This is a genomic window from Bacteroides hominis, assembly GCF_033042785.2.
Lineage (GTDB): Bacteria > Bacteroidota > Bacteroidia > Bacteroidales > Bacteroidaceae > Bacteroides > Bacteroides hominis.
Genome location: NZ_CP178829.1, coordinates 698,324 through 717,006, shown reverse-complemented (window position 1 = coordinate 717,006; position 18,683 = coordinate 698,324). Strand labels below are relative to the sequence as shown.

Annotated in this window: 14 protein-coding genes; 5 read left to right on the top strand and 9 right to left on the bottom strand. The window is 45.9% G+C overall.

Annotated features, from left to right (window positions below; translation table 11 throughout):
* The first annotated feature begins 7 nt into the window (after positions 1–7).
* Together R3O62_RS03490 and R3O62_RS03485 are read left to right on the top strand one after the other, a co-directional pair.
* Positions 8–595 carry a sugar O-acetyltransferase gene (locus R3O62_RS03490; RefSeq protein WP_022012267.1) on the top strand — a complete coding sequence of 196 codons (588 nt, stop codon included), beginning with the start codon at positions 8–10 and terminating at the stop codon, positions 593–595.
* A 23-nt stretch (positions 596–618) separates the two neighbouring features.
* Positions 619–1,269 carry a DUF1349 domain-containing protein gene (locus R3O62_RS03485; protein WP_005811559.1) on the top strand — a complete coding sequence of 217 codons (651 nt, stop codon included), beginning with the start codon at positions 619–621 and terminating at the stop codon, positions 1,267–1,269.
* Between the two features lie 87 nt (positions 1,270–1,356).
* Here the strand turns inward: R3O62_RS03485 and R3O62_RS03480 are convergent, their stop codons facing one another.
* The 7 genes from R3O62_RS03480 to R3O62_RS03450 form a co-directional block, all read right to left on the bottom strand.
* On the bottom strand, positions 1,357–1,869 hold the full coding sequence (locus R3O62_RS03480) for an ECF transporter S component (RefSeq protein WP_005811556.1): 513 nt from the start codon (positions 1,867–1,869) through the stop codon (positions 1,357–1,359).
* A gap of 15 nt (positions 1,870–1,884) precedes the next feature.
* Entirely contained in the window at positions 1,885–4,182 is a 2,298-nt protein-coding gene (locus R3O62_RS03475) for a TonB-dependent receptor domain-containing protein (RefSeq protein ID WP_317472980.1), read from the bottom strand.
* Positions 4,182–5,564, bottom strand: coding sequence for an aldo/keto reductase (locus R3O62_RS03470; RefSeq protein WP_005811550.1), 1,383 nt, complete (start codon positions 5,562–5,564; stop codon positions 4,182–4,184). Before R3O62_RS03470 ends, R3O62_RS03475 begins: the two co-directional genes overlap by 1 nt.
* Before the next feature lie 22 nt (positions 5,565–5,586).
* A complete protein-coding gene (locus R3O62_RS03465; RefSeq protein WP_317472981.1) occupies positions 5,587–7,092 on the bottom strand; it encodes a 4Fe-4S dicluster domain-containing protein in 1,506 nt (501 codons plus the stop codon).
* A gap of 24 nt (positions 7,093–7,116) precedes the next feature.
* The gene (locus R3O62_RS03460; RefSeq protein ID WP_032531584.1) at positions 7,117–7,872 is read right to left on the bottom strand and encodes a LytR/AlgR family response regulator transcription factor; all 756 of its coding nucleotides are present in this window, start codon (positions 7,870–7,872) and stop codon (positions 7,117–7,119) included.
* 8 nt (positions 7,873–7,880) lie between these two features.
* On the bottom strand, positions 7,881–8,903 hold the full coding sequence (locus tag R3O62_RS03455; RefSeq protein WP_032536168.1) for a sensor histidine kinase: 1,023 nt from the start codon (positions 8,901–8,903) through the stop codon (positions 7,881–7,883).
* Between the two features lie 266 nt (positions 8,904–9,169).
* Entirely contained in the window at positions 9,170–9,730 is a 561-nt protein-coding gene (locus tag R3O62_RS03450; protein ID WP_044300916.1) for an NUDIX hydrolase, read from the bottom strand.
* Between the two features lie 126 nt (positions 9,731–9,856).
* Between R3O62_RS03450 and R3O62_RS03445 the strand changes: the two genes are divergently transcribed.
* Together R3O62_RS03445 and R3O62_RS03440 are read left to right on the top strand one after the other, a co-directional pair.
* On the top strand, positions 9,857–12,382 hold the full coding sequence (locus R3O62_RS03445; protein WP_227559720.1) for an alpha/beta fold hydrolase: 2,526 nt from the start codon (positions 9,857–9,859) through the stop codon (positions 12,380–12,382).
* A 398-nt stretch (positions 12,383–12,780) separates the two neighbouring features.
* Entirely contained in the window at positions 12,781–13,272 is a 492-nt protein-coding gene (locus R3O62_RS03440) for a hypothetical protein (protein ID WP_005782123.1), read from the top strand.
* Positions 13,273–13,358: 86 nt separating this feature from the next.
* On the opposite strand, the gene R3O62_RS03435 is transcribed toward R3O62_RS03440, so the two are convergent.
* A complete protein-coding gene (locus tag R3O62_RS03435; RefSeq protein WP_005811523.1) occupies positions 13,359–13,979 on the bottom strand; it encodes an HU family DNA-binding protein in 621 nt (206 codons plus the stop codon).
* Between the two features lie 329 nt (positions 13,980–14,308).
* On the opposite strand from R3O62_RS03435, the gene R3O62_RS03430 reads away from it, so the two are divergent.
* Positions 14,309–16,390 (top strand): VapE domain-containing protein, encoded by a 2,082-nt coding sequence (locus tag R3O62_RS03430; RefSeq protein ID WP_005811521.1) that lies wholly within the window; start codon positions 14,309–14,311, stop codon positions 16,388–16,390.
* Positions 16,391–16,397: 7 nt separating this feature from the next.
* On the opposite strand, the gene R3O62_RS03425 is transcribed toward R3O62_RS03430, so the two are convergent.
* Positions 16,398–18,536, bottom strand: coding sequence for a glycoside hydrolase family 172 protein (locus tag R3O62_RS03425; protein WP_317472982.1), 2,139 nt, complete (start codon positions 18,534–18,536; stop codon positions 16,398–16,400).
* Between the last annotated feature and the right edge of the window lie 147 nt (positions 18,537–18,683).

The following is an 18,683-nucleotide window of genomic DNA, read 5'->3' as shown; positions in this document are numbered from 1 at the left end:
GTTGTTGATGGAAAGTGAAAAAGAAAAAATGGGAACAGGCAGGCTGTATGATGCTAATTATGATACAGAGCTGATAGCCGAACGGCAGGCCTGCAAAGAATTATGTTATGAACTGAATCGTTTACGTCCTTCGCAAATAACTGAACGGGAAGCCATTATTCGTCGATTGCTTCACAAGACGAAAGAGCATTTTCTGTTGGAACAACCCTTTTATTGCGATTATGGCTATAATATTGAGATAGGAGAGAATTTTTATGCCAATATGAACTGTGTCATTCTGGACGAAGCGAAAGTAACGTTCGGTGATAATGTTTTTATAGCTCCTTCTTGTGGATTCTATACTGCGGGGCATCCTCTGGATGCAGAACAAAGAAACCGGGGATTAGAGTATGCCCGTCCCATTCATGTGGGTAATAATGTCTGGATAGGAGCACAAGTTTGTGTGCTGCCGGGTGTGACAATCGGTGACAATACAGTGATAGGTGCGGGGAGTGTGGTGAATAGAGATATCCCGGGCAATGTGATTGCAGCAGGTAATCCTTGCCGTGTGATTAGGCAAATCACGGAAAAAGATAAAGTAAAATATACATTATAAGATAAGCATAATTAAAAAGTAAAATGAAAAAAGTATGTTTGGCCCTATTTATGGGCTTGATGGCGCAAGTGACATTTGCGCAGACGCTGGGAAAAATGCAATGGTTCAATGAACCGGACCAATGGGAGATAAAAGATAATGTACTATCGATGTCTGTCACTCCGCAAAGTGATTATTGGCGGATTTCTCACTATGGTTTTACGGTGGATGATGCACCATTCTATTATGCTACCTATGGTGGTGAGTTTGAAGCGAAAGTAAAAGTGACAGGTGACTATAAAGTACGCTTCGACCAAGCCGGACTGATGCTTCGTATTGACCATGAAAACTATATTAAAGCAGGTATTGAGTTTGTAGACGGGAAATTTAATTTGAGTACAGTCGTTACTCATAAAACGAGTGACTGGAGCGTGATAACTTTGGATAAAACCGTGCCTTATATCTGGATAAAAGCTGTCAGACGACTGGATGCGGTAGAAATTTTCTATTCATTTGATGATAAAACTTACACGCTAATGCGTAATGCCTGGTTACAGGATAATATACCCGTGAAGGTGGGACTGATGGCTGCTTGTCCTGATGGAAATGGATTTGAGGTGAGATTTGAGCACTTCAAGGTAAGGCATCTGCCTGACCAACGCAGAGTAGAATGGTTGAAGAAGAATGCCGAATAAATCAGAAAAATGGAAGATGGACGGTTTGGAAAGCCGTATCTTCCATTTTTCATTTTAGGAGTATGGGCAGGGTAGCTGTAGCCAGGTTTATTTATAAATCAAACGGCTTATAAACAGGTATCCTCCGAATATTTGCAGAGCCATTCCCGGCAGGCCGATACGGAAATCCTGTGCGGCACTGAGGAAATCTTTGACCATGATCCACTCACCCAGAGTACCGGCCACCTGGTAGGCCAACACGACAACCAGCAGAATGGGAATGGAGATACGCTTATAATGATGGGCGGCATAACCGGCCGCTACAGCCAGAAGCACTGATTTTAAAAGGATAGCAGGTAAAACTGCCGGATGGGGCATACCGAATAACAATGAATTCAGGACAGGTGAAAAGAGTGCTGCCAACAATCCGACTTTCCACCCATATTTATAGGCTCCGATCAGAGTAAAGAAATAGATCGGTAACCAGGTGATACCCCCTTGGGGGATGAGATGAAAAAGTTGGGGCAATGCCATATTTCCCACGACAAACAGCATTGCTGCCAGATATGTTTTGGCATCGTTGTAATTTAATGAATAAAGCTTGATAGATGTTGTTTCCATATTATGATATGATAATTAAAAGTTAATGTTGATTCCTCCCATAAATGTAGCTTTCGGCATAGGGTAACCGGCATTTATTTCATAACGTTGCGCCAGCAGATTCTCTCCTTTTACAAACAGACCGGCGATGGAGCAGATACGATAATTACCCCGAAGATTCCATAGAAGAAAGTTTTCTTTCTTTTCTTCAGGGCTCACTACAGTATAAAGTCCTGCCACATATTGTATTCCGGTGGAGAAATTCCATTTGCCTTTTGTGTAATCAATTCCTGCATATAATTTATGTTCCGGTGCGGCAACCAGAGGGTGTTCCATATGAAGCCAGCTGTAGTTGGCAGTCAGGTTCCATGTAGGATGGATGTGGTACGCTATACTGGCTTCTGCTCCCCAGTTCTCTACTTTACCGGTGTTTACGTTCAGCGGACGTACGTCTGTGCGGATAGTCTGGATCATATTGTCACCATTGATATAAAAGAGGTTAACCCCATAATAAAACGTTTGATCGAACAGTCGTTGAGAATAAGACAATTCGTAATTCCATAACCGTTCCGGTAATAAATCGGGATTGGCAGGGCGGAACATATATAGTTCGCGGATTGTAGGGTTGCGGAATCCTTTACTGGCCATAGCTTTCAAGCTTGCGTTGTGTGGCAACTGTACCGACAAGCCGACTTGTGGTATCCATTCTGTTCCGGAGACAGTGTGATGATCTGCACGGATCCCTGCGTCTATTGTCAGATGACTACCGATTGCCTGACGGAAATCAACGTATCCCGCAATTTCATTTTCCGATTTATCCGAGATATTTTCTTTATGGCGGTCTGTAATGAAGCGATTCCATGCTTCACCGCCAAACCGCATATAGTCTAATCCTACAGTCAGCCGGTTACCCGTAAATAAAGAAGTACTCTGGTACCAGGAAATTCCCGTCATCCGGTCTTTAGAGTTGAAACGGTAGTTCAGTGGTTCTTCGCCTGTACCGTATCCGTCATTAATGTGATGTTTACCCCAATTATAAAAAAACTTGAGTGCCCCCGATGTATGTTCATACTTATTCTCCAAAGCAAATGAAGTCATGCCACGTGTAATGCGTGAATCGTTATCGAAAACCGGAGTGCTGACTGTTCCCGGATTAGAGGCATTGAAATGCGTCAGGTTCAGATCTGCGGATATGTTCCATGTGCGGTTCAATTCATAGCCCAGCCTTGTATATCCGCCGTATTGCTCAAACTCCATATCGGGGCGATGTCCGTCTGTCCGGTTGTAAGAACCGGTGATAACACTGCTGAAACGTCCTTTTTTTACTTGGTTGGTAACTTCGGTCGTCCATGTATTATATGAGCCATATCCCAGCCGGGCTCCCGTTCTCACTCCGTCTTCCCGTTGCTGACGGGTCACGATGTTGATTACTCCGCCCATTGCATTCGAACCATAAAGTACGGATGCAGGGCCACGTACTACTTCCACTTTTTCAGCCAGCATCGATTGATAAGCGTCGGCAATAGGATGCCCCATTAGCCCCATGTACTGTGGATGTCCGTCAATCAATACTAATAATCCTGTAGTGGGGCTGCTTCCGATGCCACGCAGGCTGATACCACCTGCCGCACCGCTCGACACGCCATACCCCATGATGCCACGGCTGGTTGTGAATAACCCCGGGATCTGTTCTGTCAACATGGGGAGTAAAGAAGGCTCTAAACGTTTCTCTATGGTTTCGCGGTTCAGGACTGAAACAGTCATAGGCAGATGGCGGATGTCAGTTTCATTTCGTGTGCCGGTGACTACTACCCCGTCTATCTCGTAATTCTGTGTCGTGTGGGTCGTGTCTCTCCGGACTTGTGCCTCTAAAGAGGTACTTAGAAAAGTACAGGCAAACAGGATGCCAAGCAGATTTTTCTTCATCCTCATTTTGGAGAGGAAATTCTCAATGATCCGGAATATTTCTTCTAAAGAACTGATTTCATGGCAAGCTGTTTCCAGCGGACACCATCCGCTTTTGTCCCGATTCTCAATGAAAGGCACCAATCGGATATAAGTAACCTCAACATTGGCATCATGCAGGAGTGTAAGTGCGGGTTGGCTGATGACATCTGCATATACCCGCCGGATTCCTCCCAGAACCATTAGTCCTGCGGCAGCTTTCCCAATCACCTTGTCGGCAATGCAGGCTCCTTTCATGAAAGAGGGTTCTTGCCGGAACAGATCGTATAAATCGGCTACGCCCCGCTGAGTGAAGGTGCGTATTTCCGCTCCGTTCCCGATCACACAGGAATAGCCTCCGGAGTGGAGTAGATCGATTATCTTTTCCATTATAGCGTTTCCTGTTTGAGTTGTTCTACAAAATGATCGATACGGTGCAGTTCGTCCGGAATCCGGATAGACTGCGGACAATGTGAGGTGCATTGGTTGCAGCCAATACAATGGCTGGCTTGCCGTAGTTTGGGTACACTGCGGTCATAGCCTATCAGGAAAGCGCGCCGTGCTTCTTTATAGTTTTCGCTTGTCCGGCTTTGCGGAATATTCCCTTCGTTTACGCACTTGTTGTAATGAACGAGGATGGCAGGAATATCGATGCCGTATGGGCAGGGCATGCAATATTTGCAGTCATTGCATGGGATGGTAGGATATTGCATCATAAGTTGTGCAGTCTCTTCCAGATATTCCTTGTCGTCATCGGTCAGAGGAACCAGTGGTGAATAAGTACGGATGTTATCTTGCAAGTGCTCCATGTAGGTCATACCGCTCAATACAGTCAGTACCAGTTCCGGTGAACCGGCAAAGCGGAAAGCCCACGATGCTATGCTGTCTTCAGGACGTCGCTGTTTCAGTCGTCCCACGATGTGTTCAGGGACATTTGACAGGCGCCCGCCCAACAGTGGTTCCATGATGACAGCGGCAATGTTTCGTTTGGCCAGTTCTCCGTAAAGATATTCCGCATTGACATTGTTTCCTGTAGCGTGGCGCCAGTCCATATAGTTGAGTTGAATTTGTACAAAATCCCATTTCACCGTATCATGCATGGCGAGTACCTGGTCGAAAACCTCGACATCACCATGAAATGACCAGCCGAGGTGCCGGATACGCCCGGCTTCACGTTCTTTGAGAAGGAAGTCAAGCATGCCGTTATCGATATATCGTTCGTTGAACACTTTCATTCCGCCGCCACCGATGGCGTGCAGCAGATAATAATCAAAGTACTCTACCTGCATATCCTCAAACGACTGGTGATACATAGCCAGTGAGTTTTCACGTGAGAAGTTTGAAAAATTCGATAGTTTGGTTGCTATGTACAGTTTTTCACGCGGATGCCTTTTGAGGGCAATTCCTGTTGCTTTTTCCGACCAGCCCTGTACATATACGGGCGATGTATCGAAATAGTTTACTCCATGAGCAATGGCATAATCTACCAATTCGTTGACAGCTTCCTGATTGATAAGGTCTCCTTTCCCTTCCGGTGAAGGGATTGTAGGCCAGCGCATGCAGCCATACCCCAGGAGAGAAACTTTATCTTTGATTCCGCCTACTGAGCGATAGGTCATTTTATCTGTGGGGACAGGAGAAGAGGCACTCCGTCCCTGACCGGCTTTATCTCCGGAGCCGCAACCATAAAGAGCGGCAGTTGTTGTAGCGGCGCTGATACCCACAATTTTGAGGAATCCTCTTCGGTCTATATGCTTATTCTGTTTTTCCATATGTTTCTACTTTTGGGATGTGTTATATGATACGGTGTCTTTCGTGACCTTCTACATAGATGGCACTGAACGGGCGTGCCGGGCAAAGATTTTCACATGCTCCGCAACCGATGCAACGTTCGGTATTGATTGCCGGTATTTTGGGAGAGTCTGTTTGGTCCGGTATGGATAGAATCATCTGAATGGCTCCTGTCGGACAATGACGGGCACAATTGCCACATTCCACCCCGTCAGTCAGTGGTACGCAGTTCGCTTTTACCCAGACCGCATGCCCGATTTGAGTCGAAGACTTGTCGGCCACCGTGATAGGGCGGATTGCTCCTGCCGGACATACCTGGGAACAATCGTTACACTCCGGACGACAATAGCCGCGTTCGTACGACATTTCGGGCTGCATCAGGTTCATCAGTTTCGTGGAAGGACGCAATACCTGATTGGGGCAGGCTGATACACACAGTTGGCAGGCCGTGCAATGTGCAGACATATTACGCGCACTCAACGAACCGGGAGGTGTGATGGGTGTCTGCCGATTGGGTATTTTCTTATCTTCTATGGTGGCGAGTCCGCCATCTACTTTTTTCTCCTGTGCTTTGAGTGCCGATGTTGCGGCTACCATTGTCGTTACGGTCAGGAAGTTGCGGCGTGCTTCATTTACTTGGCCGGATGAGGCCAGAGGAGCATTCTGCTTCACTTGTGTTGATCCTGTTTTGCTTGTTCGTAATTGGTAACTGAGCGCTTTCTGCTTGCATTTGCCAAGGCAGTCCATGCAAGCCACACAACGGCTGTAGTCTATCGTATGTTCTTTGGAGTTGATGCATGCCGCTTTGCAATGGCGTGCACACAGTCCGCACCCGTTACATTTATCCGTATCAATCGTGACGCGGAATAAAGAATAGCGTGAAAGAAATCCCAGTACTGTCCCCACAGGGCAGATGGTATTACAGTAGGTACGCCCGTTTCGCCATGCCAGCAGAATCAGGATGACGAAAGTCGCTGCAGCGATGATAAATGTCGGCAGACTTTTCATCCAGACTTCGACGTCATAAAATGCATAACTGTCGAATCGTTCCGCCAGATGAGCAAACAGGTTGTTTCCCCATAACCAGATGGGTTGGAACAGGTTGTTTGCAATACGTCCGTAAGCACTATACGGAGCAAACAAAGTTGCGATGAAACTAACTCCTGCTATCAGGGTAATGATGAATATAGCCAATGCCCCGTAGCGTAGTGAAGAGAGTGCCGGAGAATAGGAGTAAGGCAACTTTTTCCGTCTTTTCCCAACCCAGGCTGCCACATCCTGGAATACTCCGAGCGGACAAATCACCGAACAGTAGATTCGTCCGAATACGGCTGTCAGAATTATTAAAAAGGCTACTACCCCTATGTTCAATGCCAGTATCGCAGGAAGGAACTGGATTTTTGCCAGCCAGCCGAACCAACCGTGCAGTGTTCCGGTGAAATCAAGGAACAGCAGGGTGATCAGTGTCAGGCAGATGATGCCACATGTTAGTCTGATTTTTCGTATCATTGCGTTTGTTTTTTATTGAGTTTGTTATTTATCGTTTACAAGCCACGTCTTAAATTCCGATGCTTTGTTTTTGCTGACATAAACACGTTCCGGCACTTCGGTATCGAGTGTGATAAGCAGTCGGCTGTCAAACCAGATAGTTATATCCGTTACGCTGTCTCTGGCTATGACAAACTGTTTGTTAGCCCGGATAAAGTCTGTCGGATTGAGTGAGGAGACGATCTGTTCCAAGGTCTTGGAATAAGGATAACAGTTGCCGTCCTTCAGGCGTACATATGTGTTTTTACCGGTTGCGTAGAAATAAGAAATCTCTTTTATGCTCACCGGGAGCAGTTTGTCTTTATGTGCAATCAATAGTTTGTCTTTGTACTTGGGTGCGGGTTTCAGCTGCGTCAGTTGTGCCAAATATTGCAAAAGGTCCTGTCGGGTCAGTTTGCTGTATTTTTCCAGTGCGTGTTCTACATCCTCCACCTTGACAGGTTTCAGTAAATAGTCTATGCTGTTCACTTTAAAAGCTTCGATGGCATATCGGTCATAAGCCGTTGTAAATATAATAGGAGTCTCCAGCTTTATTCTGTCGAAAATGGCAAAGGCCGATCCGTCTGATAAATGAATATCCATGAATATCAGATCCGGAGCCGGATTTGACTGCAACCATCCGACAGTCTGCGTGACACTTTCTGTATTGGCCATGACCCGGATATCGGGGGCTACCTCCGCGAGGATATCCGTCAGGTTTTCATAGGCAGCGGTTTCGTCTTCTACAATCAGTACTTTCATAACAACTACTATATTAGAGGTAGATATACCCGGAATGTCTCTTCGTCAGATTCCACCCGGATTTGCTTATTCATTAACAGATTGAATCGATTTTCCAAGTTACTTAGTCCGGTTCCGTTTGTGTCGGGCGGGGATAGTTTAGGGTAAATGGGATTGGACACCACCAGTTCAGATTGTTCGTTCATCCGGATGGAGATCTCCATCTTGTGTTCGCTGTCTATCCGGTTGTGTACGGTGACGTTATCGACTAACGGAAGTAGTGAGAGTACAGGCAGTGTCAGCAAATCTTTTTGCCTTTCGGCTACGTCGATGGCAAAAACCAGTTTATTGGCAAAACGTACCTCCATTACGTATTGGAAAGATTGGATGAACTCCAGTTCTTCTCTCAGCGTGACGAGCCCTTTCCGGTCGCTTTGCAAGATGTACCGGAAGATATCAGATAGCTGATTGACGTACATCAGCGTGTTTTCATCATTCTTTTTTCGTATTAATGAAGATATTCCGTTCAGTGAGTTAAAGAAGAAATGCGGGTTTACTTGATTGGCCAGTGCGTCACAACGACTTTGTAAGTTCTCAAAACGAAGACGTTCTATTTCCTGCTCTTTTTCTCTCTGCCGGGTATAAAGCATGGAGATGTATCCTACCAATGTGCATAAAAAGCAGAGCGTGAAGAACTGGGAGATTAAAGTGCTTCCCAGAAAATCCGTATGGAAACCATGCGAAGAGATGGTGTACGAAACGGATGCGAAGAACAGATAACCGGTCAGTGCAAACAGGAAGTTGTGAGTCAGGCGTTTCCGGAATAGCGCTGTCGGGATCTGCCGCAGATTGTAGTTTATCAGGAAACCGATCATCCCCCAAAAGAAAAGGAAGCGATATATAAAATAAGAAAAGAAACCAAGGTAGTCCGATGGCTTCAAAGAGTTTAGCTCCCACGGAGTGCAGGCTATATTGGGGTATATGATAAAAACCGCACTGATCAGGCTGACCAGCGGAAGGTTTCGGGATATATATTTATCAAAGGAATCCATGATGCTCTTCTTTCTCACTGCAAAGAAAAGCAAAATAATGATTCCTTATTTGTTATGTCATGTCAAAACGAAAAAAGAGGCATAAAAGCGAAACTTTTTCATTTTTTCAGCATAAATACGATATAGTCTCTACACAAAATAAGAATGCAGAATGACAAAACCAGAGAAGCGATCAGCATAAATTCTTTCATAATGTTTGTTGGTTTTATAGGTTCTTTCCTATAAAGACAACACCCAATGAAAAATTCCCTACCCGGATAACTGTTTTATTTCATTTGTTTTTGTTCTGCTACGTATTTCCAGAGCGGTGCCGCATGTAATGCCTGTATGATTTGGTTGCTTTGCAGGAGTTCTTGTACCTCTTCAAAGGTGAGCAGATGCACTGTAAGTGACTCCGTATCTTCCAGATGTTGTATGTCTACTCGTTCTACATCCGTTGCCAGAAAGCAGTGAGTCAGATTGGTATGTGTGCTTGGATTGGCCGAAATCACCATATATTCCTGCCAGTTACCATTGCCGTATCCGGTTTCTTCCAGCAGTTCACGTTGTGCCGAAACAAGCGGTGATGCATCCTCTTTCTCGCATACACCCGCACAAAGTTCATATAGCTGTTTGCCGATTCCCGGTCGGAACTGGCGGACAAATACAAACTTTCCTTCTCTGGTGATGGCGATGGTGTTCACCCAGTCGGGATACTCAAGGATGTAGTACTCCGGGATATGATTGCCGTTAGGCAAAAGCATGTCGTCGCACCGTACGGTCAACCACGGGCGGCGAAATAGATATTTGCTGCTGACTACTTGCCAGGCTTCGTCTTTTGTTTCCATTGTTTTATTGATAGCGGTTGCTGGCAAAGGTAATTAGAATAATTGTCAGGAACAATTGTTTTCATACGTATCTTTTTGGGTTTAAAAACCGTTGTGTATCTTTGGGGCGGATAAACTAACAGAATAATGAAAAACGCAATTATCTCTTTATTCCTGCTTTTTATTGCCGTGCAATATGTAGCAGCACAAAAAAAGGTTATCAAAATAGCCTGTATCGGTAATAGTATCACATATGGTGTAGGTACACGTAATCCTGCTAAAGACAGCTATCCCGCTGTGCTGGGGCAGATGTTGGGCGACGGTTATGAGGTCCGGAACTTTGGAGTCAGTGCCCGCACCATGCTGATGAAAGGGGACAATCCCTATATGAAGGAAGAGCGCTATCGGCAAGCATTGGACTATAATCCCGATATTGTGACTATTAAATTGGGGACCAATGATACGAAACCTCAGAACTGGCGATATAAATCCGATTTTAAGAAAGATATGGAGACGATGATCCGAACGCTTCGGGCATTACCGTCGAAGCCGGAAATTTATTTATGTTATCCTATTCCCGCATACGCTGTCCAGTGGGGCATCAATGATAGTATCATTGTTCATGGAGTGATGCCGGTTATCAACCGGTTGGCTGCCAAATACGGATTGAAAGTAATCGATCTGCATACTCCGTTAACGGGGATGAAAGAGTGTTTTGCCGACAACGTACATCCCAACGAAAAAGCTGCTGTCCGTATTGCACAGGCCATTTACCGGCAACTGACCGGCGAAGAACCACCAGCACATGTTTCTCAACCCTTCCCGGGACTTAAAGGTAAATGGAAAGGGTTCGATCAATATACTTTTGCTTATCAGGATCGGGAGGCTATTGTTGTCTGCCCGAAACATGCGGCAACCGGTAACCCCTGGATCTGGCGTCCTGCTTTTTTCGGTGCTTTTGCTTCAGTTGATGAAGAATTGTTGAGGCGTGGTTTTCATGTGGCATATTATGATCTGACTCATCTTTATGGAAGTCCCCGTGCCCGGAAGTCCGGTACTGATTTTTATTGGAATATGGTACGTATGTATGGACTATCTCCCAAAGTAACGCTTGAGGGTTTCAGTCGTGGAGGTCTGTTTGCTTATAATTGGGCGGCCGATCATCCGGATAAAGTGGCCTGTATCTATGTGGACGCTCCGGTTTGTAACGTATTCAGTTGGCCGGGACGTTCGCCTGAGAATGCCGGACTATGGAAAGGTCTGTTAGAGGAATGGGGGCTGACGGATGATCAGATGAATTCATTTTCCGGTAATCCGATTGACCGGCTGAAACCTTTGACGGATGCGGGGATTCCGGTGATCTGTGTATGTGGAGACAGTGACAAGGTAGTGCCGTTTTCAGAGAACTCGGCTATTGTCCGCCAACGATATACAGCCATGGGGGCTCCATTCGAACTTATCTTGAAACCAGGAGTGGATCATCATCCGCATAGTTTGTCAGATCCTGCTCCGGTGGTCGACTTTATTATCCGCCATCAGCCGGGTTATGAAGCCAAACAATGCTATACATTAAGAGGGGACTATCGTAACTCGTATCAGATGTTTGAGAAAGAACGTGTTGGTACGGTTGCTTTTCTGGGAGGTTCCATCACAGAAATGAAGGGATGGAGGGATATGATTTGTGAAGATTTGAAGCAGCGTTTCCCTTATACAAAGTTTACCTTTATCGATGCCGGGATTCCTTCTACGGGCAGTACGCCCGGAGCATTCCGCTTGGCGGACGATGTGTTGTCCAAGGCCAAAGTCGATCTGCTTTTTGTGGAAGCGGCGGTGAACGATGATACCAACGGCTTTAATGCCATTGAGCAGGTAAGAGGAATGGAAGGTATCGTACGCCATGCTTTGCTTTCCAATCCGTCTATGGATATCATGATGCTGCATTTTATCTACGATCCTTTCATCCCGAAACTGGACGGAGGTCAGATGCCCGATGTGATTCTGAATCACGAACGGGTGGCGAACCATTATCTGATCCCTTCCGTCAACCTCGCTACAGAAATCGCCGCCCGTATGCGGGAAGGTGAATTCAATTGGGAACAGTTTGGCGGTACGCATCCCAAACCTTTGGGGCATGCTTATTATGCGGCTACGATAAATAAGGTGCTCGATGAAATGTATGCTTCTTGTGTTGCTGCCGGACCTGCCGTCAAGCCTCATGTGCTTCCTGCCGTGCCGCTGGACGGATATAGTTACACAAATGGCAAGTTGGTCGACATCCGGCAAGCTCATATAAATAAAGGCTGGCAGTTAGTCCCTTCGTGGACTCCGCGCCTTATTGCCGAAACGCGTCCGGGCTTTGTCGATGTGCCCATGCTTGAAACCGATCGTCCCGGAGCGAAACTGACACTCGACTTTGAAGGGACGGCTGTCGGTATCTTCTGTGTAAGTGGTCCGGCTGCCGGGATTCTGGAATATAGTATTGACGGTGCTACGTTTAAAAAGTTGGATACGTTTACGGCTTGGAGCGGCGGACTGTATATTCCTTGGGTATATATGTTCGATACGGAGTTGCCGAAAGGCAAACATCGTCTGATGCTCAGGATGTCAAAAGATCATCATCCGCAAAGTAAGGGTACGGCCTGCCAGATCAGACAGTTTGTGGTAAATGAATAGAATGAATGGTAAAGTTGGATTGCGTTTGATTGAACATATACTGCCATCCGCATAATCTTCTTGCAGATAGATAAATGCTTTTCTGAAAAACATTCATTATTGTTTGTTGTTTTGTTCAGAAAAAACGTATCTTTGCAGTAGAACTATGGTTGGCATAAACATTTTTATGCCCATAAATACGCAGTTCTCTCCGGTCAAACGAAAAATGTAGCGATTTTTAAAGATGCACCGGATGAGTACAGCCTGTATCTGTATTGGTACGGGCTTACTTATCCATGCATCAAGGGTGCCGCTACATACCTCGTTTGTTGGATGAGTAATGCCCCGTACCTTTTCATATAATCACATTCAAGAAACCGTGCAGGGTAGATTATTTTAACTTTAATCTTTTTCCCTGTATGGCTAATTGGATTACTCTACGGCAAGCTGCCGAAAAATACGAGACTACGGTAAAAGATGTTCTCTCTTGGTCGGAACTTCCTGAAATTACTTTCACTTACGTAAACTACACTTTGTTATTGAATGATGACAGCGTGTGTGATTTTATTAAATTGCATAGCCTTCCGGCTGAAGCAGGAAAAGACTACGGTTGTGCCATCACCTTTGAAAATGTCGAGATAATCGCGAAATTATATGCTAATGCATTAGAAAAGATCCGTTTGCTGGAAAAGCAAACCGAACTGCTGAATGAATGTGTTTCCAAACAGTCAAAACTCTTTGAATCGATAGAGGAGAGGCTTGCGGCAATGCTGGTCTCCATGGAAGATACTGAAATTCAGGATACAGACCCAATAAACGAGGAATCGAAGTTTGCCGCTTTCATGAAGAAAATCCTTCTCTCATACAAAAAATGCATTTCGATCTTCCATCTTCCACCTTTTAAAAGATAACTGTCTGATTCGTAGTAAACTAATAGGGTGGAAGATGCGGTTTTTTAGCCGTTTATCTTCCACCCTCATCTTCCATCTTCCACCCGCTAAATTTCCTCTTTGGAAGGCGATTTTTTGATAAATACCAGCAGGCTTCCTCGCCCTTTTGGTTCGATAATTCCCTGATCTACAAATCGGTGTAGATCTTCCAACGCTTTATTTTTCAGTCGTCCGGTCAGTCGGGTGTAGTCCGAACGGGTGATAAAAGCATTTTCATTTAGATACCTTTCCAGTCGAAAAAGCTTTTCTTCTTCGCTGAGCTGTGACGAGCTTCGTGAACCGTATTTGCCGGCACGTTCCACATAGCCCTTGGTATGTCTGCGAAACCACATCGAAGCCCTGAAATTAATGTTGTCGAAGTAAATGGATTGTGCGCGGATCTCTTTTTTATCTTTCACCGGATGCGTTGCCTTCAGGCTTGCCGAGAAATAGCCGATCTTGCCCAACTCCACATGGTATCCGTCCACCAGATATTTGGAGATTTTCTCTGTCAGGGCACAGAGCACTCCTTCCAGGTCGCCTACTGTGAAGGTGGAGGCTTCCGAAATTTCTTCAAGAATGGTGCGTGTCCGGATGGTTCCACTCGAAATGATGTGGGGATAAAGCTTGGGTTCCTCTCCGTTCTCTTTTTTAGAAGGAACTTCTCTGAAATCATAACGTGCTGCCATAATTTGTTTGGTTTTTAATTGTTGATAGTTATTTGTTTATTGGTTTTTCTTTCTTTGTTTTAGTCTTTTTCCTTTGTTCTTTACCTGAGCCCGCATCCCCGGGCTCATTAGCCTCGGTATGCAGGCCGGTCAGCCCGGGTATGCGGGCCCATGAGTCCCGCTGTCCGGGCTTGGATAATGCTCCTATAAAGATACATAATATTTATCGTGAAAACAAGTAATACTCCTCTTGTTTGTTATTAAATATAATTGATTTATTTGTGATGATCCGCTTGCTTTATCCGGTAAGAAAGAGTACCTTTACCACATTATAAAAAACCGGAAAAACCATGAAAATAACCCTGATCCGAAAGGAAGAAACTGTCGTAGCACAACGTACGGTGAAACTCGAAACTGTGTTGGAGAATATGAAAACCGAAACCAAAACCTGCCCCGTGAGTGCTTTACGTCGGACACTGAAGTTTTCGGGTGGAAGTGGACATGTCACGGCGGTGGACAAACTGCCCCGTATCCTTTTTTCGGTGGAACTGGGCAAGAGTAAAGAAATATCGGTGATGAAGGCTTATCATGGATTGGTACTTCTGAGTGTGAAGGGATTCACCGGAGTAGAAGAGGCTGCACGCTTGCGTGACAAGCTGTCCGGACTGCCTCAGACGATGATTGCTTTTGTCGGTTCAAGCGGGCGGAGTGTAAAGATACTCGTGCCTTTCCTACGTCCCGACGGTTCATTGCCCGTAACCGTAGAGGAAGCCGGATTTTTTCATGCTCATGCCTACCAGTGGGCGGTGAACTTTTACAGAGGGCAGCTTTTGGCGGAACACCGGGATGTTACGCTTGAGAATCCGGTGCCGGAACAGAGTTGCCGGTATTCATTCGATCCGGGGCTCTATTTCAATCCGGATGCCTACCCCATTCGCCTGGAGCAACCTTTGTCGATGCCCGGTGAAGTTACCTACCGCGAAACAGTGGAGGCGGAAACTGATCCTTTGCAGCGTATGATGCCCGGTTACGAACGGAGCGAAATTATCTCGACATTGTTTGAAACTTCACTGTATGAAGCTCTTAATACGGTAGGCTGCGACCGGGAGGAGGATTCTAAATCTTTGATCGTGGAACTGACCCGGAACTGTTTTCGTTCGGGAATCCCCGAAGAAGAGGTAGTGGGTTGGACGCTGATGCATTTCCGGGGTAAAGTGTCCGAAATACTGATACGTGAGACGGTTCACAATGTGTATGCCGTTGAGAAGCGATTCGGAAGTAATCCTTGCATTTCTCTCAAGCAGACCATGGCCGTACGTACCGACGAGTTTATGGGCAGACGTTATGAGTTTCGCTATAACATACTGGCCGGAGTGGTGGAATATCGTGAACGAAAGACGTTTTGTTTCGATTTTCGTCCGGTGACGGACCGGGTGCTCAATACAATTGCGGTAAATGCTATCAGTGAAGGGCTTGAACTTTGGGACAGGGATGTGAAACGCTGGATTAACTCCGAACGTGTGCCGGTCTATTCACCTGTTACCGACTTTTTGTATGGCTTGCCCCGTTGGGATGGAAAAGACCGCATTCGGGCGTTAGCCCGCTACGTGCCTTGCGACAATTCGCATTGGCCCGACTTCTTCCATCGCTGGTTTCTCGCAATGGTGGCCCACTGGAAAGGAAATGACAAGCAGTATGCCAACTCCGTTTCACCCCTGTTGATCGGTTCGCAGGGATGCGGCAAATCCACTTATTGCCGCAATATCCTGCCGCCTGATTTGAGAGCCTATTATACCGACAGCATTGACTTCAGCCGGAAACGCGATGCCGAGCTTTATCTCAACCGCTTCATGCTGATCAATATTGACGAGTTCGATCAGGTAAGTGTCAATCATCAAGGCTTCTTGAAACATATACTCCAGAAACCGGTGCTTAATGTGCGTAAGCCCAACGAGGCGGCTGTCCGCGAGTTGAAGCGTTATGCTTCGTTCATAGCGACCAGCAATCATAGCGATTTGCTTTCCGATCCTTCGGGAAGCCGCCGTTTTATCTGTATCAATATCACCGGCAGAATCCGTAATGATGCTGTCATCAACTATCCGCAACTCTATGCGCAGGCAGTGCGGGAGCTCCGTGACGGTGAGCGCTTTTATTTCTCTCCCGAGGAAGAGGCCATTTTGATGGAGAGCAATCAGGAATTTGAACTGCAAACTCCGGTTGAACAGCTCTTTCAACAGTATTTCCGCTCTGCCGGCGAGGGAGAAAAGTGTGAAACCCTGCTCGCAGTCGATATTTTAGGACGCATACAAAAGAAAAGCGGCTTTAAACTGTCGGCTACGAAGATAGTGCATTTTGGCAGAATACTTCGTAAGCTGGGAGTGCCTTGCAGGAAAATGAAAAACGGGAATTTCTATTGTGTGGTGGAGTTGTAGATGTATTTTATTCAATCTGTATACAATCCAGTCCGAACAAAGTTCCTGTCGATAGCGGATTCCGTCCGATCAATTCTATCCGCAGGATAAATTTACCGTTTATGGGCTTGTGCATTCCCAGGCTTATGGCACCTGTCGGCTCGACTTTCTCGCTGTAACAGTCCAACTGCTTTCCGTTTTTGGGGTGATTTACATACAACCTTATATTGCCGTAGTCGGTTGCTTTGGTACAATATAGACTCAAGTTGTATTCACGATCCTCAAAACCGGAGAATTCGAACTCAATGTAATCGCCTTCCTTACCGCCATGGCATACCAGGTGGTCTTTTAAGTTCCATTTGCCCGGATGCCCGCTGAGTCTTTGTCTGTCATAACGCAGTCTTTCTGATTTGGAAGTTGGCCGGATTTGGCAAAAATCAATGGCATTTGGTATGCTGCAGACAGGAGATTGAGTGGGGGTAGGCAATAATCCTGCTTCTATTTCTTCTATGCCGGAAGAGCCTGTGGCTTCGGAACCTAAGTCTCCGTACCAGAATACAGTCGAAGAGTAATCTACCGTCCCGTTTTCCCAACCTAACAATTCGAAATCGAACTTCAATTGCCGGTTGAAGGGAATGGCATCTAAGCATCTGACTCTGAAGAAGCTGTTGTAGCCATAAAAATCTCGCATATCCTGGCGGGGTTGCCCGGCAAATGGTGTCTGACTTTTAAAATAACCATCGAAACTGTAGTAGTCTTCAGTGCCTGTTCCGAAATGGGAAGGAAATGGTTCGTGATCTACGGTTATTTTTTCATCTCCTTCTCCATACCACTCTGCCGTATGGTTGAAAAGTGATAGCAGGTCTCCCCGATAAACTCCTCTGCCGGATATAGTGGCGAAATTCCAATCCATACATTTTTCGTGTTCCATCCAGGTGACGACGGGCAGACCACGTTCCTGCTTCCAGGCTGTATGGAAATAGAGAGACCGGTTGTCCCACTTATAGGGCTGTGAAACAATATCTGTTTGTATATCGGCTTTGTATGGAGAGAGGTTTAAGATCGTGATTTCACAATCTTGCTTATAGGGCATCAACCATTTGCTGCAGACAATCCCTTTGCCGTCGGAATAGAAGAAAAAACTCCTGGACGCAAAAGATCCCATGCCGGAGCCTGCAAAATCGGATAGTGGAGCCCATACGGTTTGTTTTCCGTCAAAGCTTATGGTTACGATCAGGCTACGCATCAATAGGGCAAAATCGTCTGTTCCGGGTTTCAGGTTTTTATCTGTTTTCACATTGAACTGAAGAAGGCTGATCGCTCTTTTTCCTGTGCGAAGGTTCAGCTTTTGCTTTTCACCTTTATTTAATGAAAAGCTCTGTTGATGGTTAAGTGAACCTTTGCCATAATCAGACTGAGGATCAAATCCCTTATCCATCTTTTTATAGAGTGCGTCGGATGTTTTTGCTGCTAAAGCGGGTATGCGGTCTGCCACTTCCTGTGAGAAAGTTTCTACCGGAGTACCTGTGGGGTATTTGCGGTAATTGAACAAAAAGTGTCGGTTAGTCCGTTCGGGGGTAAGTTCCTCCATGGTTACTTTGCAACCGTTGTTATAGGGGACAGGTAGATAAATCAGGCTGCCTCTGTTCCATTTATTGTCCGGTTCGATTAACCCTTTCTTCAATCCTCGCACACCGAACTTCTGGAGATCATAAGAGGGCACCTCCCAGCCCGGTTCGTCTTTTCCGTCAAAATAGAAACGTAAGATTGTATTTATGCTGCCAAAGGTCGTGAGCCATATACGGGTAATGGCACCGGGACCTTTGTCCTCAAAAAGAACCTTTTCTTTCCGTCCGTTGCGTTCTTCGAGACGGATGAATCCTTCGCCGTCATCATTGGCAAACCAATTGGGCCGGTCAGGAGAAACGGACCTGCGATCGTAGCTGCTTTGTTGCATACTGCGATAGGGCAGGGCCGGATAGCGGCTCATTTCATCCCGTGAGGTCATCTCTTTCAGGAGAGTTTCTACTGTGATCTGATATTTTGTCTGTGCAAATGAACAGGTGCACAGAGCGGAGAAAAGTAAGGTGATCCCCCATCTCATTATTCCTGTTGTAAACTCAGGCTTCGGAGAAGATAATAAGCGTTGTTTCCATTTTGTGTCCATAATACGATTTTATTGATGGTAAGTAGCCGCAATATTAAGAAAGTATATCGGATGAGGCTATAATGAATCGTACCAAATCGTAGTACAGACGTTACATGAAGCATTCTTTTGGGGTTTTGCCGACTCATGGTGGGGTGAGCCGGCGTA